The organism is Parafrankia sp. BMG5.11 (genome assembly GCF_004337455.1).
The window spans coordinates 290,409-315,074 of the sequence record NZ_SJXI01000044.1; the positions used below are offsets into that span (position 1 = coordinate 290,409).

The following is a 24,666-nucleotide window of genomic DNA, read 5'->3' on the forward strand; positions in this document are numbered from 1 at the left end:
GCTCAGACCGTCATGGTCAGTGCTCGGATCACCCCTCGGACCACCTCCCGGACGGCGCGCCTCATACCCGCCCTGGCCCGGGGCGCGGGTGCGGCGCTTCTCGCGTTCCTGGTCGGTGCGCTGTGGCTGGTCGCGCTCGCCCGCCCGGCGTCCGCGCACACCGTCGGCGGGGCCGGCCCGACGAACTACCACACCACGCTCACCGGGGACCCGGCCGTACCCGGTGTGCGGCTGAGCGTCGTCGAGAACGGGAACCGGGTGCGGCTGGTGGCCACGGCGGGCTTTCCCATCCTCGTCGAGGGATACGAGAAGGAACCCTACCTACGCCTCGACACCCGCGGAGTGTGGGAGAACCGGCGTTCCTCGGCCACGTACCTCAACGCCAGCCGCACCGGCGACGACCCCGGCCCGGCCGACGTGGTCGACCCGTCGGCCCCGCCGGACTGGGTGCGGGTCTCCGCGGCGCAGGGCGGCCGCGTCGAGGCGTTCTGGCACGACCACCGGGTCCACTGGATGGGGTCGGCGGACCCGCCCGCGGTGCGCGCGGCGCCGGACCAGCGGCACCGGATCCAGGACTGGTCCGTCCCGCTGACGGCGAATGGGCGGCAGGCCGTCTACACGGGGACGCTCGAGTGGATCCCCGGCCCGTCGCCGCTGCCGTGGGCGGCGGGCACGGTCGCGGTGCTGGCCGGCACCGCCGCGCTGGGTCTCCTCCGGCAGGCGCAGTGGCCGCTCGCGGCCGTGCTGGCCGGTCTCGTCGCGGCCGACGCGACGCACTCCGCGCTGGTCGCGGCGGCGAACGCGGACGGCCGCCTCGACGCCTTCGTCTGGGGCAACGCCGTGCAGATCGCCGTGTGGGCGGGCGCCCTGGCCGGCGCGGTCCTCGTCGTCCGGCGCTCGCCGACGGGGCTCTACCTGGCGGTGAGCGCCGGGCTGCTGATCGCCGTCCTCGGCGGCCTGCCCGATCTCGGGGTGTTCGTCCGCTCGGGCACGCCGGTGGTCGGCCCGGTGCTCGTGGTCCGGGTGGTCACCGCGGTGACGCTGGGCGCTGGCGCGGGGCTGGGGCTCGCGGTGTGGCTGACATTGCGGCGTCAGCCCGAGATGTCCGTTTCATCCGGAGCGCCGGAGGTGCCGGGGGTATCCGGGGTGTCCGTCCCGTGACAAGGAATGTGGTCCTTGGCGCCAGTGACGTCCCCGCGTGGCAGGCTTGCTGACTGTGACAGGTATGCCGGGAACGAGCAGGCTCGCGAGAGCGGCCGTCTTCGGTGTCTCCTCGGCCTGCCTGGCGCTCGCGGCGCACGTCGCCGCGGGCGGGGAACGCCCACCCGCCCTGCTGGTCGCGGCCGGCGCCGGGCTTCTCACCCGGGTCGCCTACGGCCTCGCCGACCGGGAACGCGTGCTGGGGCAGATCCTCGGGGCCGTCCTGGCCGCGCAGGCCACGCTGCACACCGCCTTCGTTCTCGCGACGCACCACCCCCCCGGAGCGGGCGGAGCCGGCTCGGCACCGACCGCGGTCGCGGTGGTGGGGCCCGGGGTCGGTGAGCACCTGGTGGCCTCCCTGTTTCCCGGCGGGTCGATGGTTGCCGGGCACGCCTGCGCCGCGTCGTGCGTGGCCGTGCTGCTGCACCGGTGCGAGCGGCGCCTGTGGTCCACCGCGGCGCTGCGGTTGGCGGTGGAACGCGCCGTCACCGCCGTGGCGCGGATGACGTCCAGCGTGCTCGCCCGGCTGCGCGCCGCGGGGCGGATCGTGCCGCTCGCCGCGGCGGCGCGGCCGCGGGTCGCCGCCGCGCCGGTGACCTCGATGCCCGGGCGGGTCGCCGGCGGCGGGGCCGGTCCGGGGATCCGGTGGCACGCTCATGTCCTCCTGCTCGGAACCGACGCCGCACGGCGCGGGCCGCCGACCCGTCGACCGGGGTCGAGCCTCCGACCGGCGCTCTGACAGCGCACGGCGGAAGCCGGCACGCACGCGTCCGGAAGGTCCGCGCCGCTCGCGACGATGCGGCCTGCGATGCGGCCGTCGTGACGCTGCCGTGTCCTGACGTCGCCGTCCTTGACGGTGCTGTCCTCGGCGGTGCTGTTCGTGGCCGTGCCGCCTGGGCCCGCGCCCGCCGCTTCGCGTCGGCGCCGCCGGCCGTGCCGAGACGACCCCGGTGCTCGGGTCAGCAAATCCGATCACCGACGGAAGGCCCGACCGGCCTTCGAGGAGGACTCCGATGTCCCGCACCATCCGCACAGCCCGGCTCCGCCGTGGGGTCCTGTGCGCGCTCGCCGCCGCGGCGGGCACCATCGCGCTCGCCGTGCCGGCGTCCGCGCACGTCACCGTGTCGCCGGCGGAGGCGGCCGCGGGCGGCTACGCGACCCTGTCGTTCAAGGTGCCGACCGAGAGCGACACGGCGTCCACCACCGGGATCGACGTGCAGTTCCCGACCGACGCGCCGATCGCGTCGGTCACCGTCCAGCCCAAGCCCGGCTGGACGTACAAGGTCACCAAGGGCGCGCCGCCGGCGCCGCTCACCGTGCACGGCAGCCAGGTCAGCGAGATCGTCACCCGGATCACCTGGACGGCGCAGGACGGCGGCGGCATCAAGCCGGGCGAGTTCGACACCTTCAGCGTCTCGGCCGGCCCGCTACCGGAGAAGGGCGACCAGGTCGTCTTCAAGACCCTGCAGACCTACTCGGACGGCGAGGTCGTCCGCTGGGTCGATGTCGCGGCGGCGGGTGCCGCCGAGCTGGAGCACCCGGCGCCGACGGTCACGCTGACCGCCGCCGCGGCGGCCGGCCACGACGACGACGGTGACGACACCGCCAGCATCGAGTACACGGCCGCCACGGAATCGGACTCCACGTCGGACGGCACGGCACGCGCGCTCGGGATCGCCGGGCTCGTGCTGGGAGTCCTCGGGCTGGCCGCCGGGGCCTTCGCACTGATCACGACCCGCCGGCGGGCCTGACCCCGCGGGGTGCCTCCCACCCGCCGGTGGGAGGCACCCCGCACTCGCAGACACCGGCCGGCCGGGGTGACACCCCCGCCCTGGGCGGAACATCACCCGGAACGGAACATCATGACCGGATCCGAACGAAGGGGCTTGGAGCGTGGCGCCGGCCGCCGGCGCGCCGGCGAGCCCTCCCGCCGCCACGTAGGCGCCCGCAGGGTGCTGGCGGTCTGCGCGCTCGCCGCCGTCGCCGTGCTGGGCATGGCGCTGCCCGCGTCGGCGCACGCGGTGCTCACCGGCAGCGACCCGGTGGGCGGAGCGGCCCTCGACACCGCTCCCGCCCGGGTGACCCTGACGTTCAGCGAGTCCGTCTCGGTCAAGTCCGATTCGATCCGGATCCTGGACACCGCCGGCGCCCGCGCCGACGAAGGCGGCGCGCACGCCGGTGCGGCGGCGTCGCAGGCGACCGTCGCCCTGCGCGCCGGGCTCGGCCGGGGCACGTACGTGGTGAGCTGGCGAGTCGTCTCCGCGGACAGCCACCCGGTCGGCGGCGCGTTCGCGTTCGGGGTCGGAGGCCCGCCCGACGCCGGCGCAGCGGCTGCCCTGCCCTCGGGCGGCGGCGGGTCCCGGGTGGTCGGGGTGGCTTTGGGCACGGCGAGGTTCATCGCGTTCGCCGGGGCTGCGCTGCTGATCGGCGCCACCTTCTTCGTGGCCGTCCTGTGGCCCGCCGGGGGGCGCCGCTCCGCCCCGGTCCGGCTGATCGCGGCCGGCTGGCTGCTCAGCCTCGTCGGCGCGGTCGGGATGCTCCTCTTTCAAGGGCCCTACACGGCCGGGTCCGGAATCTCCGGCATCTTCCGCGGTGACCCGCTGGCCACCACCCTGGACGGCCGTTACGGCCAGCTCCTGGCGATCCGCGTGCTGGCGCTGCTGCTGGCCGTGCCGCTGCTGCGCCGGCTGCGCGACCCGGAGATGATCGAACCGGGCGACGACGGCGTTCGCCACCCGTCCGGGGCCGGCCGCCGGGGACTGGTGGAGCTCGCCGGCCTCGGCCTGGCGCTTGTGGTGACCATGGCGATGATCGGCCACGCGAGCGCGGGGGAGACGGTCTGGCTGGCGACGGCCAGCGTGACCCTGCACACCGCGGCCATGGCGATCTGGCTGGGCGGGCTGTGCGTGCTCGGCCTGACCCTGCTCGGCTGGTCCGGGCAGGGCGCGGGCGACGGCCACGGCAGCAGCACCGGCAATGACACTGGCGATGACGGCGTGGGCCGCGACGCGAGCCTCGAAGGCGAGCCCGTGCCACCCGCCCACGCGGTCGAACTGGCCCATGTCCTGCCACGCTGGTCGAGGACGGCGACGATCGCGATCGCCGTGATCGTCCTGACCGGGGCCTTCCAGACCTGGCGGGAGATCGGCGAGTTCGGGGCGCTGTTCGACACGACCTACGGCCGGTTGCTCCTCTACAAGCTCTGGTTCGTCCTCGGCGCGCTCGGGCTGGGGTTCCTCGCCAGGCGCTGGGTGCTCCGGCACTACCACCCCGAGCCGGGGCCGCAGGTCACCTCGATCGCCCTCACCGGGCTGCGCCGTGGCGTGCTGTTCGAGGTTCTGATCGGTGCCGTGGTCCTGGCGGTCACCGCGATCCTGGTGAACACCATCCCGGGCCGGGACTCCTACGCCCCGCCCTTCGCCAGGACCACCGTCGCCGGCCCGCTCACCGTGGACATCAACGTCTCGCCCACCCGCACCGGGGCGCAGACGATGCACGTCTACACCTACGACCCGCAGGGCCGGCCGCAGCGGCTGGTCGAGGCCAGCGGGGAGCTGAGCCTGCCCTCGGCGGGTGTCGGCCCCCTACAGGTCCCGCTGGTGGAGGTCGCTGACGGCCACGCCGTGGCCGAGGGAGTGGGCGTGCCCCTGCCCGGCCAGTGGCAGCTCCGCTTCACCCTGCGCATCAACGACTTCGACCAGTACGTGACGACGGTCTTCTACGACGTCCGCTGAACTCCGCCCGCTCCGTTGCCTCGGCCGCGTAGGGACTGGCTGAGGCAACGCGCTTCGGTTGAGCTACTTCCGATCGGTTGAGCTACTTCCGACTCGGGATTAGACCGGGACCGGGCTCTGCACGTCTTGGGCGCCCGACGGGAGGCGCTGGTCGCCGGCCGGTCCCGGTGCGGTCGTCGCCGGGGCCGGTGCCTCACTGGTCGGCGGCGCCGGGGCCGGAGCGGTGCTCGGGGGCGGGGCGGGCTCGGAGGTCGTCGCCGGCGGCGGCGTCGTGGGAGCCTCGCCGTCCGGCGGCGTCGTCGGGGTGCCCGTGGCCGGGGGTGCCGTGGTGGCCGGGGGCGGCGTCGTCGGGCCGGGGGTCGTGGTGGGGCCGGTCGTCGCGGGCGGTGTCGTCGGCGGGGTCGTCGGCGGCGGCGCGGGCGCGTTCGTGGTGGGCGGCGGCGGTGTGCTCGGGGCCGGCGCGGGTGGTGCGGCGGGCTGGTCGGCGCCGCGCTGGCCGGTGTCGACCTCGCGGACGACCTGGCCGGGTCGGGATACACCGGGACGGCTCGTGTAGGCGCCCGCGACGGTCGGCACCACAGTGGGCGAGGGCGCCTCGGACGCGACCGGCGGCCGGGCGATCGTCGGCAGGGGGCCGGGTGGCGCCGAGGGGGCGATCGCGACGATGCCGGGGCCGCCGTCGGCGACCAGCGCGGCCTCGCCCGCGGGCCAGGAGATGACGGCGGTGAGCCCGGCGACGGCGACGACCAGGGCGGCGGCCACGGCGATCGCGGGCCGGGCCCGGAAGTCGGCGAACCCGCCGGACCCCGCGGCGTCACCCGGGTAGGCGCGGTCCACGGGGATCAGCGGGAGGACGTTCCCGTACCGGTCCTGGGCACCGGCACCGGCCGGTGCCATGGTCTGCTCATGCTGGTCGTCCTGGCGCTGCGTGCGCAACTGCCCGGTGGACGGCGAGATGACGGTTACGGCGTCCTCAGGGGCGTAGCCGCCCGTGGGGCGACCGTCCGCGACCGGTGCCGGACCGCGGCGGTCCTGGGTCGGGAAGGCCGAGGCGGTGAAGGCCGGGACGGCCGGGCGGCTCGGGGCGGCGGCACCGGGATGGCCCGGCACCCCGCCAGCAGCCAGGCCCGCCGCGGCGGCCAGGTCGTCGACTCCGGCAAACGCGACGCCCGCAGGCTCGGTACCGGCGAACTCGGAGCCGGCGCGCTCGGCGGCTCGGCGGCTCGCGGCCGCCGCAGCGGCTTCGGCGGCGACGGCCGCGCGGTCGAAGGTGCGCTCCAGACCGGCCCGCAGGCTGGCCGGCGCGGGCACCACGGCGCCGTCGAGCAGCTCCTCGGGTGAGACGCCGTGCGGGACGGGAACGCTGCGCGCCTGCGGGGATCCCGACCAGGCCAGCGCGCTGCCGCGGGCGAGCTCCAGCAGCCAGGGGCGCAGTCGGGTCGGGTCCGAGAGCGGGTTGAGCCTCGTCCTCGCCACGAGGGCGAACGCGGTGCCGGCGGCCGCCCGCGCGACCGTCGGGTCGCCGAGGATCAGCAGGCACATCGAGAAGACGTCGTCGGCGTAGCGGTTGTACAGGTCATCGAAAGCCTGACGATCGCCGCGCCGAACCCGCGCCACCAGGTCCGCGTCGTCGTTCATCCGCTCAGCATCTCCCCGTGACGGCGTTCCTGACCTCGGCATCGGGACCAGGCTCCCAACCATTGTGGTGCCGGCCTGGTCACCGGTCAGGCAGGTCAATAGTAGGAGGTGCGTCATCCTGTTGGGGTGAATGCTGGGAAGATCTTTTGTCGCCAGCTCGACACCACGGTCAGCTTGACGCTGATCGTGGTGTCGTATCCCACTTCGTCGGGCGCGCTGACCACCTTATACGAAGGCAGCTTCGACGTATCCGCTCCGGCATCGCCGGGGCCGGACCGGTCCAGGCGACTGGTGAAGAAACCGCCTGGTATTCCCGAGAACCATCGTCAGTGTGGTGATCAGGAATTGGGCGGTTGTTCGAGCAGCGTGACCGTCGCGGTCTGGCTGGAGCCGTCGCGCTGGTAGGTGACCTGCACCTGGTTGCCGATCTCGTAGGACCGGACGGCGGCGATCAGCGAATCCACGTCGGTGACGGCGCGATCCCCCACTTTGGTGATGACGTCACCTACGCGCAGGCCCGCTTTGTCCGCCGGGCCTCCGCTGACCAGGGAGCGGATCTGCGCGCCCGTCCCACTCGCGGCCGTCGACCGGGTGTTCTCGTCGGCGGTGGAGGCGCTCACACCCAGATAGGGGTGCTGCGCTGCGCCGTTGTCGACGAGCTGGCCGGCGACCTTCTCCGCGTAGTTGCCCGGAATCGCGAAACCAACCCCGATGTTTCCGGACTGCTGACTACCACCAAAGGGTGAACTGCCGCCGACCGTCGCGATTGCGGTGTTCACGCCGATGATCTCGCCCTTGCTGTTCACCAGCGGCCCACCCGAGTTGCCGGGATTGATGGGCGCGTCGGTCTGGATCGCGTCCAGGACGGTGTTCTGCTGGTCCCGCACGGTCGCGTCGCCGGTGCGGACGGGCCGGTGCAGCGAGCTGACGATGCCGGAGGTGACCGTCCCGTTGAGGCCCAGCGGGCTGCCGACGGCGACGACGAGCTCGCCGACCTGCAGTGCGTCGGAGTCCCCGAACGTGGCGGCGGGCAGGCCGGTAGCGTCGATCTTGACCACGGCGAGGTCGGAGCTCGGGTCGGTCGCCTTGACCTGCGCGTCGAAGGTCCGGCCGTCCTGCATCGTGACCGTGAGGGTGCCGCCCTGCGAGGCGCCGGACACCACGTGGTTGTTCGTGAGGATGTAGCCGTCCGCGCGGATGATCGTCCCGGAGCCGGTGCCCGACTCCTGGCTGGACTGTTCGGCGATCGTCACGACACTGGGCAGGATCGCCTGCGCGGCCGCGGCGACCGTGTTGTCCGCGGCCGGAGAGACGCCGGCCGTGCCGGTCGACTGCCGCAGGCCGGCGGAGGAGGTCACCACCGCCGGGGAGTCGTCGCTGGCGACGAGTGCGCCGACGCCGCCGCCGATGCCGCCCGACACGAGCGCGATCGCCAGCGCGGCCGCGATCATCCGACGCCGGCGCATGGGCGCCGGGTTCGGCTTCGCGGGGGTGAACCGCCCGTAGGGGTCGGAGCCGCCCGGTGACCCGGGCGCCCGGCCACCGGGTGCCTGACCGCCGGGAGCCGCTCCGGGCGGCACCGGGGCGCCCCAGCCGGGATGCCCGGGGTTCCACCACGCGCCGGACTGCTGCTGGCCCTGGCCGGTGGCCGGGCCGCCCTGGTCGACCCGTTGCGTGCTGTCACCAGCGCCGGCGGTGGAGCGGGGGTCGGCCCAGCCGGAGGTCTGGGCGTAGGGCGCGGTCGGCCGGGGACCCTGCTGCGGGCCCGGCTCGTAGGGCCCACCGGGCGCGCCCGTGCCAGGCGCCGGGCCGGCCGGGTGCGGCGCCGGCGGGGGGCCCGCCGGAAAACCGCCGGTCTGGTCAGGACGGCTCGGGCCGGGCCCGGCCGGCGGCGTACCGGGGTACTGCTGATGTTCGACGGGATTCGACCGTGGGTCCACCGACCCCTCCGAACTGTTCGCCTCGGCCCTGGTCCGCTCCGGCGCGTCGTCGGGCGGAGCCCAAGGGGACCGGGCGTCGTGCGTGGCAGTCATGGTAAGCACTTTCCCCCGGGACCCTGAGCGATTCCTGAATTCCAACCTACGTTCCGCTTAGTCGGCGCCGCGAAGGGTGTCCGCTCCAGGACATCCTGCCCGAGTCTGGAAATGGCATCCGTTGTGGCCCCGGCCCGTGGCCCCGGCTCTGGTGCCGGCCCCGCGCGCAGGGCGGCCGGGTCGCGCGCTCCTGGGCTGGTCACGGCGCTGGACTGGTCGTGGTGCCGGCTCCGCCGGGCACTCCGCCTGGCTGCTGACCGTGGCCGGCCTCCGTACCCGCGGCGCCTGCCGCGTCCCCCGGCGTGCCGGTGCCGGTGCCGTTCACCGTCGCCCGGCCGCCAGCAGGTCCCGGATCTCGGTCAGCAGCCGGGTCTCGTCCGTGAGCGTCGGATCGTCCAGCGGGGACGTCTGGCCGCGCCGTCGCCGCTCATTGATCCTGCTGACCGGTGCGACCACGACAAAGTAGATCACCGCGGCGATCGAGAGGAACGCGATGAGGCTGTTCAGGAATCGACCGTAGTAGAAGACACTGTTGTTGATCGTGAAGGTGAGCTGTGCGAAGTCCGGCTTCCCGATGATCGCGGCGATGAGCGGGGTGAAGAGGTTCGCGACCAGCGACGTGACCACCGCGGTGAAGGCTGTGCCGATCACGACGGCGACCGCGAGGTCGACGACGTTCCCCCGCAGCAGGAACTCTTTGAAGCCCTTCATGCATCCCCCCGGACGTCGACTTCCCCGCGATGCCGTGCCGAGTGTGTGACCGCCCGATCGGGTGGTTCGCGGTGGTTCCCACCCGCCACACCATCGGGCCGGGTGCCGCGACCGCCGGTGCCGCCCGCGCCGGCCGGCGACGTCGGCCGTCGGTGATGGCGAGGACACTAACGGCGGTGGCGGCGGCCGGCAGCGCGATGAGCCGGGGCCGGCGAACTCCGGCGGGCCGACTTCCCCGGCAGGTCGGGAAATGGGCCACGAGGTGGGCTGAATGTCAAGGGGGCTCGCGCAACACTTCCGCAACGGCGTGATACACCGGTATCCGCTGGGTATTCCCTGCATGGCCCGGAATCGGAGGTTGTCTGGTGACGGACGGTGCGTGGAGAGGTGACCCTCGGGATCCGGCTGGGCCCGGCTACCGGGAACGGCCGCCCGGCGCACCGGACGACCCGGGGCCGGACGGCTACTGGGACGGCCCGGACCAGCATCAGCAGTACCGGAACGATCCCCGCGCCAACGGTCCCCACCAGGGCGTGCCGCACTACCAGGGCGGCCCGCCCGCGGGATATCCCGACGGCGCCCAGCCGGGCGGCGCCTACCAGCAGCCGGGATACCCGCCGGCCGCCGACCCCGGGCGCGCCTACGGCCCCGGCCCCGGCGGCGGTCCCTACCCGCCGGCGGGCCCGGCGGGAGGCCAGTACTCGCCGCCGCCCGGTCCCGGTGCCCGCCCGCCCGCGGGCGGTGGCGCGCCCTATCCTCCGGGCGGCCCGGGCCCCGCGACCGGCCCGTACCCGCCGCCCGGCCCCGCCACGGGCGGCTACCCGTCAGCGGACGGCCCGAGCGGCCCGGCCAGCCCGGGCGGTCCGGGCGGTGGGGGTGCCCGCCGGGACTCGACCTCCGTCCGCGGTGCCCTGGTGCCGCGCGCCGGTGCCGGCCGTGCCCCGACGCGCCCGCCTGGGTCGACCGGTCCGGCGCCGCGGCAGGCTCCCGAGCGGGGGAGCGCGGTAGATGCCGGCGCCGCCCGTCCGGACCTGTATCAGCCGGAGCCGTCCCGAGCGGCCGCGCGCCCGGGGACGGACCCGGGCGCGCGCCGGGGCGGTCCCGACCCGGCCTACCGGGACGCGGCGTACCCGCAGATGGCACACCGCGACGTCGCGGTGCCCGACGCCGACCCGCGCGACGCCGGGCGGCGGGACGTGCCCTACCGCGACCAGGAACGCGGATACCGCGACGGACCCGCGCGGGACACGCCGTACCGCGACCCGGACGGCCCGGCTGACGACGACGGCCGCGGCCCGATGCCCGGCACCGGCCCGCGCGCGCGGGCCCGGGCCGCCCGGCGCGCCGGCGGCCAGGACGGCACCGGCCCGCAGGACCGGGCCAGATCCACGGGCGCCGGCACCGAGGTGCTGGGAGCCGTCGGCGTGGCTTCCGCCGGGACCGGGCCGCGCCGGGCCGCGCCCCCGCGGCAGGGCGGCTTCGACGAGGTCGACTTCCCCGGCGAACCTGACTTCCCGGACGACGGCGACGGCCTCGACGGTCCGGACGGCGGCGAGAGCGCCGGGCTCGGGCCCTTCCTGCGCCGCCTCGTGATCGCCCTGGTCGTGCTCGGCGTGGCCCTCGCGGTGGGCGTCGGTGCCGGCGTCATCTGGGAGAAGGTGCGCCCGAGCGGCGATACGGCGACGACGGCGAACACGCCCCCGACGGCGACGCCCGGCACGGGCCCGTCGGCTTCCCCCGCGCCGTCCACCGGTGCCCCCGCGGGCGGCGGCCAGCCGCAGGCCGCGGTGCCCGCGGACTGGGTGGCCTTCACGGACCCCGACCAGAAGGCGACGTTCTCCCATCCGCCGACCTGGAAGCAACGACGGGACAACACCGGTGTGTTCTTCGGGGAGCCGGGGGCGGGTGCGGTGGGCACACCCGCCGAGTACGGCCCGCAGATGATCGGCGTCGCCCGGGTCGCGGGCGCGGACGCCGCGACGGCGCTCAGCCAGGTCCAGGGCAGTGAGTTCGGCAGCGTCTCGGGCCTGACCCAGGACCGCTCGGGCCCGGCGACGGACACGTCCGGCGCGACCGTGCAGGAACTGGCGGGCTCCTACGACCGTGACGGCCAGCGCGTCTCGTACCTCATGCGCACGAGCGAGGCGCCCGGCGCGGTCTACGTGCTCATCGCCAGGGTTCCGGCGGACGCCTCGGCGTCACTGAACACGATGATGGGCGCGCTGCGCGCCTCGTTCCAGCCGGCCGCCTGAGGCCAGCTCAGCCGCCTGACGCCGGCTTGGTTGTCTGACGCCGGCTTGGCTGTCTGGGGGTTGTCTGGGGCCGGCTTGGCTGTCTGGGGCAGGCAGGGCGGGATCGCTCAGATCCGGGGGCCGGCGGTGGCCGAGCGGGCCGGCCCCAGCAGCTCCCACAGCACGGCGGCCGTGTCGAAGGAGCCGGCACCGGTCAGCGGCGGCCAGCCGTGCCCCAGCGCCGGCAGCACGTACTGCACGAGGCGGGCGGACGTCGAACAGGTCGTCTCGTGCCGGACGGCCACCGGCGGCGCCTGGACGGGCGGCGCGGGCGGCTGGGTCGCGGGCGCGCCCGGTCCCGTCGCCGGCGGCTGGCCGAGCGGTGCCTGGCCGAGCGGTGCCTGGCCGAGCGGTGCCTGGCCGGCCGCCGGCGGTGTGGTGGCGGGCAGCAGCCCGGGGCCGGCGGCGGCGATGATCGCCGGGTCGGCTGGCCCGGCGGTGCCGGACCCGGCCGGGTCCACCGCCCCGACCTGGGCTCCGGTCGCGCCGATCGGACGGCCGTCCGCGCCGGTGGTCGTGGTGTCGGCGGGCTGGGTGGGTGACGGGCAGCCGTCCACCGCCCGGAACGGGGCGAGGCTCACCTCGACGGGCGTGATCCCCGTCTGCAGGGCCTCGGACCACAGCGCGCCGGCGTACGGGACGTGGCCGTCCATTCCGCCGTGCACCGACACCATGGTTACGGGCGCGGGCGGAGTGCAGTTGAAGGTCTGCAGGCTGGCGGCGACGACCGCGAACCCGGCGAGCTCGTCCCCGTGCTCGCAGGCGTAGCGGTAGGCCAGCATGCCGCCGTTCGACAGCCCGATGATGCTGACCCGGCGCGGGTCGATCGGGTACCTGCTCTCCAGGTGCGCGATGAGTGAACGCAGCCAGCCGACGTCGTCACTGCTGGCGGCCGCGGCCGGGCCGCAGCAGGTGCCCGCGTTCCAGGACATCCCCAGCCCGTCGGGGTAGACGACCGCGAAGCCGGCCGACCGGGCGAGCGCGTCGAGCCCCCAGCCGTGCTGCGGCTCGGTGCCATCGTGGTACAGGCTGTGCAGCGCCACGACCAGCGGGTACGGCCCCGGCGTGCCCGTGTCCGGCAGCGTCAGCCGGATCTGACCACCCCGTCCACTTTGCTCGAAGGCATCGGGACCGATCGTCGGCGGCGGGGTGGGGATGGTCCCCTCGTCGCTCGTCGGGCCGGGCCGGGCGCTTGGCCCGGCCCCGCCCGCGAGCCCGCACCCGGCGACGACCAGCAATGCCGTGAGCAGGGACATGAGAAGCCGTACCGCGACGAAGCGGCGGCTGCGGGCGGCCGACACGACCGGTATTCTGACGCGCCGCCCACAGGCCCGCGCGTCAACGGTGTCGTTGATTACTCTTAGTGTTAGGGCTGATACGTGCGAGGTCGTTCTCATTTGCCCGCACCACGTTCAGGCGGGGCCGGTCACGTGGGGACCAGCGCTCGGGCACGGCCGGTTCCCCACCTGTCGGTTCTCTTCCGGCCGGGGCCATGCCACGCGGGTTCACGTGCAGGGGCATGACGTTCCTCGAGTCGACGTCGAACGAGCGCGGATCGCCGCTCGGGACCGCCGACACCCCGCTGTCGACCTTGCCCCTGTCTGACTTGCTCCTGTCGATCCTGGTTCTGTCGCGACCGTCCTCGGCCGCCCCCGCCCCGGAGCCGGCGGTGCTCGCGTCCATGATCCGCGTTGCCTGGGCGCGGTCCGCGCCGAGCCCGCGGGGCTCGGTGGACTCGGCCGCGCTCCGGTAGCGATCGAACGCGACCTGCGCGCGGGTCTCCAGGTCGTCGACCTTCGCGAGCGATTCGCGGACCCGTCGTTCGCCGGCCGGGCCGGCGGCCAGCAGATCGGACAGGCAGTGGTCCACTGCCCTGCGAGCCGCCAGCCATCCGAGGAGCAGCCGTGAACGTTCCATGTCGGATGGCTCGTTCACCGAGATGTCCCTTCGCTCGCAATCTCTCGACGCCGGTGCGGCGTCGCCCCCCGCGAGGTCCTGCTTGTCCGCGTTGCGTCCTGGCGTAGGTGTCTCCCACCGTCGTGCGGCGTGGCGCCGACGCCGCGCCGCCACCCGAAGTCTTCCCTTCCCAGAGTGCCCCACCCGGCGGCGCGGCGCGTCGCAGTTCGCCGAACGCACACCCACACGTCAGTCGGAAACAGCGCCAGGGAGCTGGTTCTCCCCCCGAACAGGGGATGTCGGCGGCGTGCCGGGGAGCCCCGACGGCGATGGCAGGGTTGTGCGTGGCGACGCGGGTGCGGGATCCGTGGACGGTACCCGTCCCGGCACGTCGGCCGTCGAGGGGGCCCGCGGTAGCGCTCCCGGCGGGGGCGGTGGCACGGGCACCGCTGACGGCGCCGGGGTTCGACGCCGCTCCGACGCCGTTCCCCGCTCGGACGCCGTTCCCCGCTCGCCCGGTGGCGGGACGGGCGGGTGCCGCGGTGTGGGCGCCGGTGCCGGTGTGGGCGCCGGCGCCCACACCGGCACCGGAGTCGGCGTGGGCACGGACGCCGGTTCCGTCGCTGGCCCCGGGTGCGGGCGCGTCTGGGGCGCTGTGCGGCGCGCCACCGCCGTACCCGGGTCGGGTACGGGCACGCCGCGGTCCGGCCCCGGCTCACCGAGGGGTGCCATGGGCGTGCCGCAGGGCGGCGTGGCTGTGTCACGGCTGGCTGGCGCGGGTGGTGGGGGCGTGCCGCCGGGCGGGGTGGACGGCCGTCCCGGGGGGCTCTGGCCGGCGCTGTTCGGCGGTGCCCACCGCGCCGCGCCCCGGTTCGCGTGCCAGGCGGCGCGGGCCTCTCCGGCGCCGTCCTCGGCCCGGTCGAGGATCTTCTCCCAGCGGCTCTGCATCGGCCGGACGAGACCGCCGCCCACTCCGACCACCACCACTCCGGTGCAGGCCGCGAGCACTGCGTAGAGCAGCGGTGTGGTGACCGACGTCCCGATGCCGAGCTCGTCCAGCGCCGCCTTGCCGAAGGCGAGGACGGCGAACCCGGCGACGGCCCGGCTCAGCGCGTTGCCGTGCCGCAGCCCGGCGAACGACTCGGTGACCAGGCGCCGCGCCCAGGCGGCCAGCGCCAGCCCGAGCAGCGCGATGACGGCCGCGAGCAGCGCGCGGGCGAGCAGCGCCAGCGCCGTGCCGGCCATCCGGTCGGCGGGACTCGGCCCGAACACCCCGAGCGCCGCACGCAGGATGGCCAACAGGCAGATCACGGCCACCACCCGCAGCAGCCATCCCCTGATCACCCCGGTCTGGCAGCGCAGCAGCCGCGACGCGCCGGCCCGGTCGAGCGCGCCGTCGAGGCCGGCCTGCTCCAGCACCCGGTCCGCGGCGTGGAGCGCGCCGCGGACGACCACGGCTCCGACGGTGAGGACGAGCGCGAAGATCAGGATCTTGGGACCGATCTGCGCGATCCGTGACCACGCGTCCGAGACGCCCTGATCCCACTGCACCGCCTGCGTCATCGCGACAGCACAGCAGGAAGCCTCTGACCGCGGGTCCATGCCACGCCGTGACCTCGCGTGACATCGGAGTGGTCTCCGTTGGTGACCCGTGGTGACGGGCTACCGTCCGTCGGATGAGCTCGCCCCCCTCGACGCAGGCGGTGTGGTGGCTTCGCCGTGACCTCCGCCTCGACGACAACCCGGCGCTGCTCGCCGCCGCCGAGTCCGGCCGGGTGCTGGCTCTCTTCGTCCTCGACGACGCGCTGCGGCGCCCGTCCGGTCCCGTCCGCCTGGCGTTCCTCCACCGGTGCCTGCGCGACCTGGACGCCCAGCTCGGCGGCCGGCTGTGCATGCGCACCGGAGACCCGGTGGACGTCGTTCCCGCGCTCGCCCGCGAGATCGCCGCGGACGCTGTCCACCTCGCGGCCGACCACGGTCCGTACGGCTCCCGCCGTGACAAACTCGTGGAACGCGCCCTGGCCGCGGACGGCCGGCAGCTCGTGCGCACCGGCTCGCCCTACGCGGTAGCGCCCGGCCGCCTGCGCAAGGCCGACGGGACGTCCTACCGGGTGTTCACGCCCTTCTACCGGGCCTGGAAGGAACACGGCTGGCGCGGGCCGGCCATCCCGGCGGATCCGGTCTGGCTCCAGCCCGCCGACCTCGACGGCGGCAGCGAACCGATCCCGGCGGATCCGGAGCTCGGGGGCACCGAGCTACCCCCGGCCGGCGAACACGCCGCACACGAGCGCCTGCGTGCCTTCCTGACCGAATCGCTGGCCGGCTACGCGGCGCACCGCGACGAGCCGGCCGCGGCCGTCACCTCCCGCCTCTCGCCCTACCTGAAATGGGGCTGCATCCACCCGCGCACCGTCCTCGACGCGCTGCGCACGGCCACGGCCACGGCCACGGCGAGCGAATCGGGAGACGCCGTACCCGGCTGGTCCGGGGCCAGCCGGGCTGGCGGCGCTGGCGGGGCCGGTGCGGCTGGCGGGGGCGGCGGGCTGGCCGGTTCGGCCGAGAAGTTCCGCTCCGAGCTCGCCTGGCGGGAGTTCTACGCGGACGTCCTCGCCGGCACCCCCTCGTCGGCCCGGACCGACCTCACCGACACCCTGGCCGCGTTGGCCTACGAGCCTCCCGGTGACACCTTCGAGGCGTGGAAGTGGGGCCGCACCGGTTACCCGATCGTCGACGCCGGCATGCGCCAGCTCCTCGCCGAGGGCTGGGTGCACAACCGGGTCCGGATGATCGAGGCCTCGTTCGTCTGCAAGGACCTGCACGTCCACTGGACGCACGGCGCCCGCTGGTACCTCGAGCGCCTCGTCGACGGCGACCTCGCGTCCAACAACCACGGCTGGCAGTGGACGGCCGGCACCGGAACCGACGCCGCCCCGTACTTCCGGGTCTTCAACCCCGTCTCGCAGGGGCGCAAGTTCGATCCCGCCGGGGAGTACATCCGCCGATGGGTCCCCGAACTGCGCGGCCTCCCGCCCGACGCGGTGCACGAACCGTGGAAACTCCCGGCCGGCCCGCCGAACGGCTACCCACGCCCAGTCGTCGATCACGCTGTCGAACGCCGGGAGGCCCTCGACCGCCACGCCCGAGCCCGACACCACGACTAACCGGCTTAACCGGCATGACCGGCTCGGGCACCACCGGGCCGGGCGGGTCCGCGGCGGATCGCCAGGTTCGCCCCACTATCGGGCCGACTGGTCGTGCCGCAAGTGAAGGTCGTGTCGGTTATCCGACAGCGCCCGATTCTGCGGACCGCCGGTTCCCGCCGTGGGGATTGGCCACCCTTGATGTGGGCAGGGAGACGGCGGGCTCGACTCCTCGCCCGTCCGACCGGTGGGGAGGTGACGGGCTCCGCCGGACGTGGTCGCGCCGGTGCGGGATGTGGAGGGCAGCCCGTACCGGCGCGTCACGGAGGTCGCGGCCGTGTCTGTCCGCGCTCGGAGGGGGCGCTGGGCCACACGGTCGCGGCCCGAGGCGATCCCGCCCGCAAGCCTGCGGATTCAAGAGATCGTCGGCCCCGTCCAGGGCCGGACGAGCGATCGCGCAGGTCCAGGCCGGCCCCGCGCGGCATCCGGCCCGGCGCAGCATGCAGTGCGGCGCCACGCTGCGCCGACCCACGCGCCCCCGCGACCCGCGGCACGGAGAAGACCACACCAAGCCCTAGGCGATGATCTCCACCGGTGTCCCCAGCGGGACGGTCTGGGCCAGTCGGGTGATCGCGTCGTTGCTCAGGCGGATGCAGCCGTGGCTGACGTCCCGGCCGATCGAACCGGGCTCGTTCGTCCCGTGGATGCCGATCACCGGGTCCCGGCCGCCGAACGAGTCCAGGCTGGTGGAGAAGCCGCTGAGCCCGAAGGCGTACGGCCCGTAGGGGCCGCCCGGGTTGCTGGGCTTCAGCAGTTCCATCAGGAAGAAGCGCCCGCCGGGCGTCGGGGTGTCGGTGGTGCCGATCGCCACCGACTCTTCCGCAATCATCTTGTCGTTGCTGTACAGCCGCAGCTTGTGCGCGCCGCGGGCGACGACGATCCGGTAGGGCGTCTGGCTGGCCGTCACCTGCTCGGCCTTCACCCAGCCCGAGCTCCCGTTGGGCTCGACGGGCAGCAGAACCTGCCACCAGCCCGGCATTTTCGCCTGGACGAGGAAGACCCGCGGCGCGCCGTTCTCGTTCGGGTTCGACAGGCTGGACGTCGGCTTCGCCGCGTTCGGCGCCTGGTAGACGTCGACACTCGCGCCGGTGGCGGTCACGACGGTGCTCGCGCCCTGCCCGAGGCCGGCGACGGCGGCGAGCTGGCTGCGCACCGGCTCCGGGACCTGGCCGGACGCCGCGGTCGAGTCGTCCCCGCCGCAGCCGGTGAGGATCACGCCGCCGAGCACGACGGCCAGCGCCGCCGTGCCCACCCGGGCCAGACCGCGACGTCCCGGCCGGCGCTCCTCGGCCAGACTGTCACCACCCGGTGCCGGATCGTGGCCGGGCAGCGGGCCGCGGTTGGACGTCGCGTCGTGGCGAGGAGTCGCGACGTGGGTGGTCATGCCGGCGCCGCTGGTCATCTCGTGTAGTAAGGCTCGGCCCGCACCGCCGTAGCCACGGCCGGGTCGGCGACGGGGAGCGAGACCTGGGGATCGACCGGCGGGGCCGTCCCGGCGCAGTCCGAGACGCCCACGGTCGGAACGGTCACGAGGAGGTAACCGGTCTCGGCGTCCCACGGGGAGGCGATGACCGCCATCGCGTGGGTCTGCAGCGGCAGGCTCTGGCCGGGGCCGATCTCCGAGATCCCGGCGCCGAGGCTGGTGTCGAACCAGCCGAAGCCGAGGGCCTTGTCGGAGGTGTTCCGCAGCGTCCACTCAGGGCCCGGGGCGCCGCAGGTGAAGGTCAGGACGAGCGGGTTCACGTCGAAGTCCTCGATGCCGTCGATCTCCTTGTCGAGCGGCACCTTGAAGGGCAGCAGCGACAGGAACCCGTCGAGGATGGGGTCGCCCGTCCCCGAGCTCGGGGTGGGCGAGGGCGTGCCGGTCGTCGTGGTGGTCACGTCGACGCCGGGGGTCGCGCTCGGGTCCGCGCTGGCCGTGGCGGAGGGGTCGACGCTCGGCGTGGCGCTCGGGTCGAGGCTCGCCGTGGCCTCGGCTGTCGGAGTGCCGGTGGGCGTCGGGGCGCCGCCGAGAATGTCGCCGGTCGTGTCCGGGGTCGGCGTCGCGGTCGGCGTGGCGCTCGTCGTCGGGGTCGGTTCCGGTGTGGTTGCTGAGGCCGGCGTGGCCACTGAGATCAGGGCCGCGCCGAGAACGCCGGCCGCCATGGCCCGCATTCTTGTGATCCGCATGAATCCGTCTCCCTCGACTGTGACGGGTCGCCGCGACACCCGCCGTCGGCGCCCGCCGAAGCGTCGACGGGCCGGAGGGCGGCGCGTCGACGCAGGGCGCGGATCAGCGTTTGCCGATCAGTTATGACTGCACGCAGGAAGGTACCAATGCCTGGTTCGTCACGAGGTGGGCGGGTCTGGCGTAGCGGGAACGTTGGGTGTTCGTCAGTGTTAATCGCGTATCGCCCCGGCGGTGTCGTGCCTCCGTCGCCAAATCGGGATCGCGGCCGCGCGCCCGCCGGCCCGTCACCCTGGAATGACAGTGCTGGCATTTCGGACACTGTGACGATATAGACCGGTTCGCCTGCCTTCAGGGCGCCAGGCGCTCGATGACCCATCCCGGGGCGTCGGCGGGCCTGCTCGGTGCGCCGCCCGGCCCGGCGTCCGGTGTGGTGCCGGAGGATCGACGGAGAGTGGTTAGGCGATAGCGCAGACGGTCGTGGAGGCGGTCCGGGCGCCCCTGCCAGAACTCGATCGAGGTCGGGACGAGCCGCAGTCCCCCCCAAAAGGGGGGAGTCGGCACCGGTTCGGCGGCCGGCCACCTCTGTCCCAGCCGGGCGAGCCGCTCGGTGAGTACCGCGCGCGAGTCGATCACCTGGGACTGGTGGCTCGCCCACGCCCCGAGCTGAGATCCCCGCGGCCGGGACCGGAAATAGGTCTCGCTCTCCGCCCGTGACACGCGTTCAATCGAGCCAGCGACGATCACCTGGCGTTCCAGCGGGTACCACGGGAAGAGCAACGACCCGTACGGATTCGCCGCGGCCTCGCGGGCCTTCGTCGAGGTGTAGTTCGTGAACAGCGTGAATCCGCGTGCGTCGAACCCCTTCATCAGGACAGTGCGGGAACTCGGCCGCCCGGCCTCGTCGGCGGTGGAGAAGATCATCGCGTTGGGCTCGCGGATCCCCGCCCCCGGGGCCGAGGCGTCGGTGAACCATTCCTGAAACTGTTCGAGCCATGTCGGAGCGAGCATCCGCTCGTCGAACCGGCCCGGGTGGTAGCCGCGCCGCTGCACAGCCGGGTCGGGCACGGGCGGATCGTGCACGGGCGGTTCGTGCACGGGCGGATGGGCGGCCATGCCCCGATCCTGGCAGCCCGGTGGCACCCTGCGTCGATGTGACTGGCATCACCTCGGACGGTCCTGCTCCAGGTGATCGGTCGAAACCACGGCAACCGCCCCGGCACAGGCGATGCCGGGCCGTGCGGAACGCGACTCATCACGCCCCGTCCGGTGGCGTTGCCGTGTCTGACAGGGCAGGATGCAGACGGACGATTGCGCCGTTAACACAGGACTGTCGTGGCAGGACAGAGCTGTCGTAGCAGGCAGAGCTGTCGTAGCAGGACTGTCGTGGCAGGACTGTGGGGCGCGAGAGACGACCGAACGACGGGCGAATCCGGCGTATCGGGACAGCGGCGGAACGGGACGGCACGACGACCGCTGTGTCGGCGTGCAGCTTGGCCGGCCACGCGGTTGCCGCGGTCGGCCGGTCCCGGCAGGGCCCGTCCCGTGGCCGGCCGAGACAGAAGCGGAGATCCGGACTCGATGGCCGAGAAGACAAGCGATTTCAAGCCGGGCCTGGAGGGCGTGATCGCCTTCGAGACCGAGATCGCCGAGCCGGACAAGGAAGGCAGCGCGCTGCGCTACCGCGGCGTCGACATCGAGGATCTCGTCGGCAAGGTCGACTACGGCCACGTATGGGGCCTGCTCGTCGACGGGTCGTTCGAACCCGGACTGCCGCCGGCCGAACCGTTCCCGCTGCCGGTGCACTCCGGCGACATCCGGGTGGACGTCCAGAGCGCGCTGGCCATGCTCGCCCCGTACTGGGGCTTCGGCCAGTTGATCGACATCGCCCCCGAGCAGGCCCGTGAGGACCTCGCCCGGTCATCGGTGATGGCACTCTCCTTCGTCGCGCAGGCGGCTCGCGGCCTCGGGCAGCCCGCCGTGCCGCAGAAGGAGGTCGACCGCGCCCGCACCATCACCGAGCGGTTCATGATCCGTTGGCGCGGCGAGCCGGACCCCAAGCACGTCCAGGCCGTCGACGCCTACTGGGTGTCCGCCGCCGAGCACGGCCTGAACGCCTCCACCTTCACCGCCCGCGTGGTCGCCTCCACCGGGGCGGACGTCGCCGCGGCGCTGTCCGCGGCCGTGGGCGCGCTCTCCGGGCCGCTGCACGGCGGGGCGCCGTCCCGCGTGCTGGCGATGCTGGACGAGGTCGAGCGCACCGGTGACCCGGTCGGCTACGTCCGCCGCGCCCTGGACCGCAAGGAGCGCCTCATGGGCTTCGGGCACCGGGTCTACCGCGCCGAGGACCCGCGCGCCCGTGTGCTCCGCCGCACCGCCCGCGACCTGGGCTCGACCCGGTACGAAGTGGCCGAGGCCCTCGAGGCGGCCGCGATCGAGGAGCTGACCAACCGCTACCCGGACCGCCCCCTCCGGACGAACGTCGAGTTCTGGTCGGCCGTGGTGCTGGACTTCGCCGAGGTGCCGGCTCATATGTTCACGTCCATGTTCACCTGTGCCCGCACCGCGGGCTGGAGCGCTCACATCCTGGAGCAGCAGCGCACCAGCCGGCTCATCCGCCCGTCCGCCCGCTACGTCGGCCCCGCGCCGAGGCCGCTGGGGGATGTCCATGCCTGACGCCCCGACGATCGTCCTGCCGGACTCACTGCGCCCGGTCGACGGTCGGTTCGGCTGCGGGCCCTCCAAGGTCCGCGCCGAAGCCGTGCAGGCTCTCGCCGCGAGCGGGGCCTCCCTCCTCGGCACCTCGCACCGGCAGAAGCCGGTGAAGAACCTGGTCGGACGGGTCCGCACCGGGCTGGCCGACCTGTTCTCCCTTCCCGAGGGCTACGAGGTGGTCCTCGGGATCGGCGGCGCCACCGCGTTCTGGGACGCCGCCGCCTTCAACCTGGTGCGGGAGCGCTCCCAGCACCTGGTCTTCGGCGAGTTCGGTGGCAAGTTCGCCGACACCACCAAGGGCGCCCCGTTCCTGGCCGCGCCGTCGGTGGTCAGGTCCGAGCCGGGTACCCACCCGGACTGGGCTCCCGAGCCCGGCGTCGACGTCTACGCCACGCCGCACAACGAGACGTCCACCGGCGTGGCCCGGCCGGTGCGCCGCCCCGTCGGCGCCGACGCGGGCGCGCTGCACCTGGTGGACGCCACCTCGGGCGCCGGCGGCCTGCCCGTCGACCTCACCGAGGTGGACGTCTACTACTTCGCGCCGCAGAAGTGCTTCGCCTCCGACGGTGGGCTCTGGGCGGCCCTGATGTCGCCGGCGGCGATCGCCCGGCTCGGCGAGATCGCGGCGACGGACCGCTGGATCCCGCCCTTCCTGGACCTGACGACCGCACTGGACAACAGCACGAAGGACCAGACCTACAACACCCCGGCCGTGTCCACGCTGTTCCTGTTCGCCGAGCAGCTCGACTGGATGCTGGGCAACGGCGGCCTGGACTGGTGTGTGCGCCGCACCGGAGAGTCCTCCTCGATCCTGTACAACTGGGCCGAGAAGACGCCGTACACGACGCCGTTCGTCACCGACCCGGCGCACCGCTCGCAGGTCGTCGTCACGATCGACTTCGAGGGCGTCGACGCCGCCGCGGTGGCCAAGGTGCTGCGCGCCAACGGCGTGGTCGACGTCGAGCCCTACCGCAAGCTCGGACGCAACCAGCTCCGGGTGGCCTGCTTCCCCGCGGTCGAGCCGTCGGACGTCGAGACCCTGACCAGCGCCATCGACCACGTGGTCGAGCGCCTGTAGCCGGGACGGGGCCGCCTCCCGGGGCCGATGCGTTCGGCCGTGAGGTTGGCACCTGAGTGCTGATATCGGGCCGAGGAGACAACGTGTCTCCTCGGCCCGATCGCTTGGCAGAGCCGGCTCCGGGACTCCGGCCGGGTAATCACTGGCTCCAGGTATGACGGATCGAGTCGGGCATTTCAGCCAGCCTGCTCGCCCTTTGGTTTCGTTCTCGCCCTTTCGGAATGGAATCCGCCGACATCGACCCCCGAAACGGCGAGGGAGATACCAAAGGGCGAGAATGGGGACGGGCCCGAACGCCACGGACCCGGGAGCGGGGCACCCGGGTCCGTGGAACGTGTGCGGGCCGGTGGAGAGCTAGTCCTGCGCGACGGCCCTGCCAACGGCCGTCGCGCCCTGGCCCTTGAAAACCCTGACTGACTGAAAAAGTCAGCGCAGCGGGCGGCTGGGGGCGGCCTGCGCGGCCTGAGCGGCGATCGGGTCGGTCTCGGCGTCCGTGGCCGCGGAGCGGACGTGCATCGGGACGTAGGGGCGCTCGTCGTAGCCGATGTAGAGCTGGCGCGGACGGGCGATCTTCTGCTCGGGGTCGAGCAGGCCCTCCTCCCACTGGGCCAGCCAGCCCGGCATCCGGCCGATCGCGAACAGCACCGGGAACATCTCCACCGGGAAGCCCATGGCCTGGTAGATGATGCCGGTGTAGAAGTCCACGTTCGGGTAGAGCTTGCGCGAGATGAAGTACTCGTCCTCGAGGGCGATCCGCTCGAGCTCCATCGCGAGGTCGAGCAGCGGGTTCGTCCCGGTGACCTTGAAGACCTCGTCGGCGACCTGGCGGATCACCCGGGCCCGCGGGTCGTAGTTCTTGTAGATCCGGTGGCCGAAGCCCATGAGCTTCTTCTTGCCGTCCTTCACCTGGGCGATGAAGGCGGGGATGTTCTCGACCGAGCCGATGTCGGCGAGCATCCGCAGGACCTGCTCGTTGGCACCGCCGTGCAGCGGGCCGTAGAGCGCGGCGATCGCCGCGGCCGCGGCGGAGAACGGGTCGGCCTGGGAGCTGCCGACGGCCCGCATCGCGTTGGCGGAGCAGTTCTGCTCGTGGTCGGCGTGCAGGATGAACAGCACGTCGAGGGCGTGCTCGAGGTTCGGGTCCGGCTCGTACTTGAGCTCGGTGGCCTTCCACATCATGTTGAGGAAGTTGCCGGCGTACGAAAGATCATTATCCGGGTAGACGTACGGGAAACCGACCGAGTGCCGGTAGGAGAACGCCGCCAGGGTGGTGATCTTCGCGATGAGCCGGACGATCTGCAGCCGGCGCAGGCCGGGGTCGTCGATCGTCTTGGCGTCCGGGTAGAAGGTCGACAGCGCGCCGACGGTCGACACGAGCATGCCCATCGGGTGGGCGTCGTGGTGGAAGCCGTCGATGAACTTCTTGATCGACTCATGCACCAGGGTGTGGTGCGTGATCTCGTCTTCCCAGGTGGAGAGCTCGTCCGAGGTGGGGAGCTCGCCGGCCAGCAGCAGGTAGGCGACCTCGAGGAAGCTGCTCTTCTCGGCCAGCTCCTGGATCGGGTAACCGCGGTAGCGCAGGATGCCGGCGTCACCGTCGATGTAGGTGATCGCGCTGCGGCAGCTGGCCGTGTTGGTGAAGGCGGGGTCGTACGCCATGAGACCGAAGTCGTCGTCATCGACCTTGATGGCACGGAACGCACTGGCGCGGATCGTGCCGTCAGCCACCGGTACCTCGTACGTCCGACCGGTGCGGTTGTCGGTGACAGTCAGGCTACTGACCTGCTCGGTCACGCCGGGCTCCTCTCGCCATGGCACTGCCGGGTGACGGCGTCGGCCACCTTCGGGCGCGCGCCCGGTTCGGAGCGCTCTCGCCGGTTCACTGGTTCGGTTGTCCCCAAGTCTCGCGGTTCGGGCCATCACATGCGCGTGATCGGTGGCCTCCGTCCCACGTGTGCTGTGCCACCCTCTATGCCTCCTACCTGCGGGTGGCATCATCGTTG

18 protein-coding genes are annotated in these 24,666 nt (G+C 73.7%); 8 read left to right on the forward strand and 10 right to left on the reverse strand.

What is annotated here, in order from left to right; all coding sequences use genetic code 11:
• Window positions 1-12 precede the first annotated feature (12 nt).
• The 4 genes from E0504_RS28560 to E0504_RS28575 all read left to right on the forward strand — a co-directional run bounded on the left by E0504_RS28560 (window position 13) and on the right by E0504_RS28575 (window position 4,934).
• On the forward strand, window positions 13-1,161 hold the full coding sequence (locus tag E0504_RS28560; RefSeq protein ID WP_131626125.1) for a hypothetical protein: 1,149 nt from the start codon (window positions 13-15) through the stop codon (window positions 1,159-1,161).
• A 64-nt stretch (window positions 1,162-1,225) separates the two neighbouring features.
• Window positions 1,226-1,939 (forward strand): hypothetical protein, encoded by a 714-nt coding sequence (locus E0504_RS28565; RefSeq protein WP_112107783.1) that lies wholly within the window; start codon window positions 1,226-1,228, stop codon window positions 1,937-1,939.
• Window positions 1,940-2,213: 274 nt separating this feature from the next.
• Window positions 2,214-2,951, forward strand: a complete 738-nt coding sequence (locus E0504_RS28570; RefSeq protein WP_112107784.1) for a YcnI family protein — start codon at window positions 2,214-2,216, stop codon at window positions 2,949-2,951.
• Between the two features lie 111 nt (window positions 2,952-3,062).
• Complete coding sequence (locus E0504_RS28575) at window positions 3,063-4,934, forward strand: copper resistance protein CopC (RefSeq protein ID WP_112107785.1); 1,872 nt, start codon at window positions 3,063-3,065, stop codon at window positions 4,932-4,934.
• Window positions 4,935-5,033: 99 nt separating this feature from the next.
• Here E0504_RS28575 and E0504_RS28580 read toward each other — a convergent pair whose 3' ends face one another.
• The 3 genes from E0504_RS28580 to mscL all read right to left on the reverse strand — a co-directional run bounded on the left by E0504_RS28580 (window position 5,034) and on the right by mscL (window position 9,316).
• Entirely contained in the window at window positions 5,034-6,572 is a 1,539-nt protein-coding gene (locus tag E0504_RS28580; protein ID WP_243657656.1) for an RNA polymerase sigma factor, read from the reverse strand.
• A gap of 338 nt (window positions 6,573-6,910) precedes the next feature.
• The gene (locus tag E0504_RS28585) at window positions 6,911-8,605 is read right to left on the reverse strand and encodes a trypsin-like peptidase domain-containing protein (protein ID WP_112108562.1); all 1,695 of its coding nucleotides are present in this window, start codon (window positions 8,603-8,605) and stop codon (window positions 6,911-6,913) included.
• Window positions 8,606-8,926: 321 nt separating this feature from the next.
• A complete protein-coding gene (gene mscL, locus E0504_RS28590; RefSeq protein ID WP_018504000.1) occupies window positions 8,927-9,316 on the reverse strand; it encodes a large conductance mechanosensitive channel protein MscL in 390 nt (129 codons plus the stop codon).
• 365 nt (window positions 9,317-9,681) lie between these two features.
• Here mscL and E0504_RS28595 point away from each other — a divergent pair, with 365 nt between their 5' ends.
• Window positions 9,682-11,568, forward strand: a complete 1,887-nt coding sequence (locus tag E0504_RS28595; protein ID WP_200835449.1) for a hypothetical protein — start codon at window positions 9,682-9,684, stop codon at window positions 11,566-11,568.
• A 107-nt stretch (window positions 11,569-11,675) separates the two neighbouring features.
• On the opposite strand, the gene E0504_RS28600 is transcribed toward E0504_RS28595, so the two are convergent.
• From E0504_RS28600 to E0504_RS28610, 3 genes are all read right to left on the reverse strand, one after another.
• On the reverse strand, window positions 11,676-12,908 hold the full coding sequence (locus tag E0504_RS28600; protein WP_112108561.1) for a PHB depolymerase family esterase: 1,233 nt from the start codon (window positions 12,906-12,908) through the stop codon (window positions 11,676-11,678).
• A gap of 37 nt (window positions 12,909-12,945) precedes the next feature.
• On the reverse strand, window positions 12,946-13,542 hold the full coding sequence (locus tag E0504_RS28605) for a hypothetical protein (RefSeq protein ID WP_235014736.1): 597 nt from the start codon (window positions 13,540-13,542) through the stop codon (window positions 12,946-12,948).
• Between the two features lie 210 nt (window positions 13,543-13,752).
• The gene (locus E0504_RS28610; RefSeq protein WP_243657657.1) at window positions 13,753-15,066 is read right to left on the reverse strand and encodes a hypothetical protein; all 1,314 of its coding nucleotides are present in this window, start codon (window positions 15,064-15,066) and stop codon (window positions 13,753-13,755) included.
• A gap of 113 nt (window positions 15,067-15,179) precedes the next feature.
• On the opposite strand from E0504_RS28610, the gene E0504_RS28615 reads away from it, so the two are divergent.
• Entirely contained in the window at window positions 15,180-16,664 is a 1,485-nt protein-coding gene (locus E0504_RS28615; RefSeq protein ID WP_373693944.1) for a deoxyribodipyrimidine photo-lyase, read from the forward strand.
• A 553-nt stretch (window positions 16,665-17,217) separates the two neighbouring features.
• On the opposite strand, the gene E0504_RS28620 is transcribed toward E0504_RS28615, so the two are convergent.
• The 3 genes from E0504_RS28620 to pdxH all read right to left on the reverse strand — a co-directional run bounded on the left by E0504_RS28620 (window position 17,218) and on the right by pdxH (window position 19,986).
• Window positions 17,218-18,087 carry a L,D-transpeptidase gene (locus E0504_RS28620; protein WP_373693945.1) on the reverse strand — a complete coding sequence of 290 codons (870 nt, stop codon included), beginning with the start codon at window positions 18,085-18,087 and terminating at the stop codon, window positions 17,218-17,220.
• 14 nt (window positions 18,088-18,101) lie between these two features.
• A complete protein-coding gene (locus E0504_RS28625; protein WP_071064942.1) occupies window positions 18,102-18,872 on the reverse strand; it encodes a hypothetical protein in 771 nt (256 codons plus the stop codon).
• 349 nt (window positions 18,873-19,221) lie between these two features.
• Window positions 19,222-19,986, reverse strand: a complete 765-nt coding sequence (pdxH, locus tag E0504_RS28630; RefSeq protein WP_112107856.1) for a pyridoxamine 5'-phosphate oxidase — start codon at window positions 19,984-19,986, stop codon at window positions 19,222-19,224.
• A gap of 465 nt (window positions 19,987-20,451) precedes the next feature.
• Here pdxH and E0504_RS28635 point away from each other — a divergent pair, with 465 nt between their 5' ends.
• Window positions 20,452-21,546 (forward strand): citrate synthase 2, encoded by a 1,095-nt coding sequence (locus tag E0504_RS28635; RefSeq protein ID WP_020464606.1) that lies wholly within the window; start codon window positions 20,452-20,454, stop codon window positions 21,544-21,546.
• Window positions 21,539-22,663, forward strand: a complete 1,125-nt coding sequence (gene serC / locus E0504_RS28640; RefSeq protein ID WP_112107855.1) for a phosphoserine transaminase — start codon at window positions 21,539-21,541, stop codon at window positions 22,661-22,663. Before E0504_RS28635 ends, serC begins: the two co-directional genes overlap by 8 nt.
• 426 nt (window positions 22,664-23,089) lie before the next feature.
• Here the strand turns inward: serC and E0504_RS28645 are convergent, their stop codons facing one another.
• Entirely contained in the window at window positions 23,090-24,457 is a 1,368-nt protein-coding gene (locus tag E0504_RS28645) for a citrate synthase (RefSeq protein WP_020464604.1), read from the reverse strand.
• Window positions 24,458-24,666 lie beyond the last annotated feature (209 nt).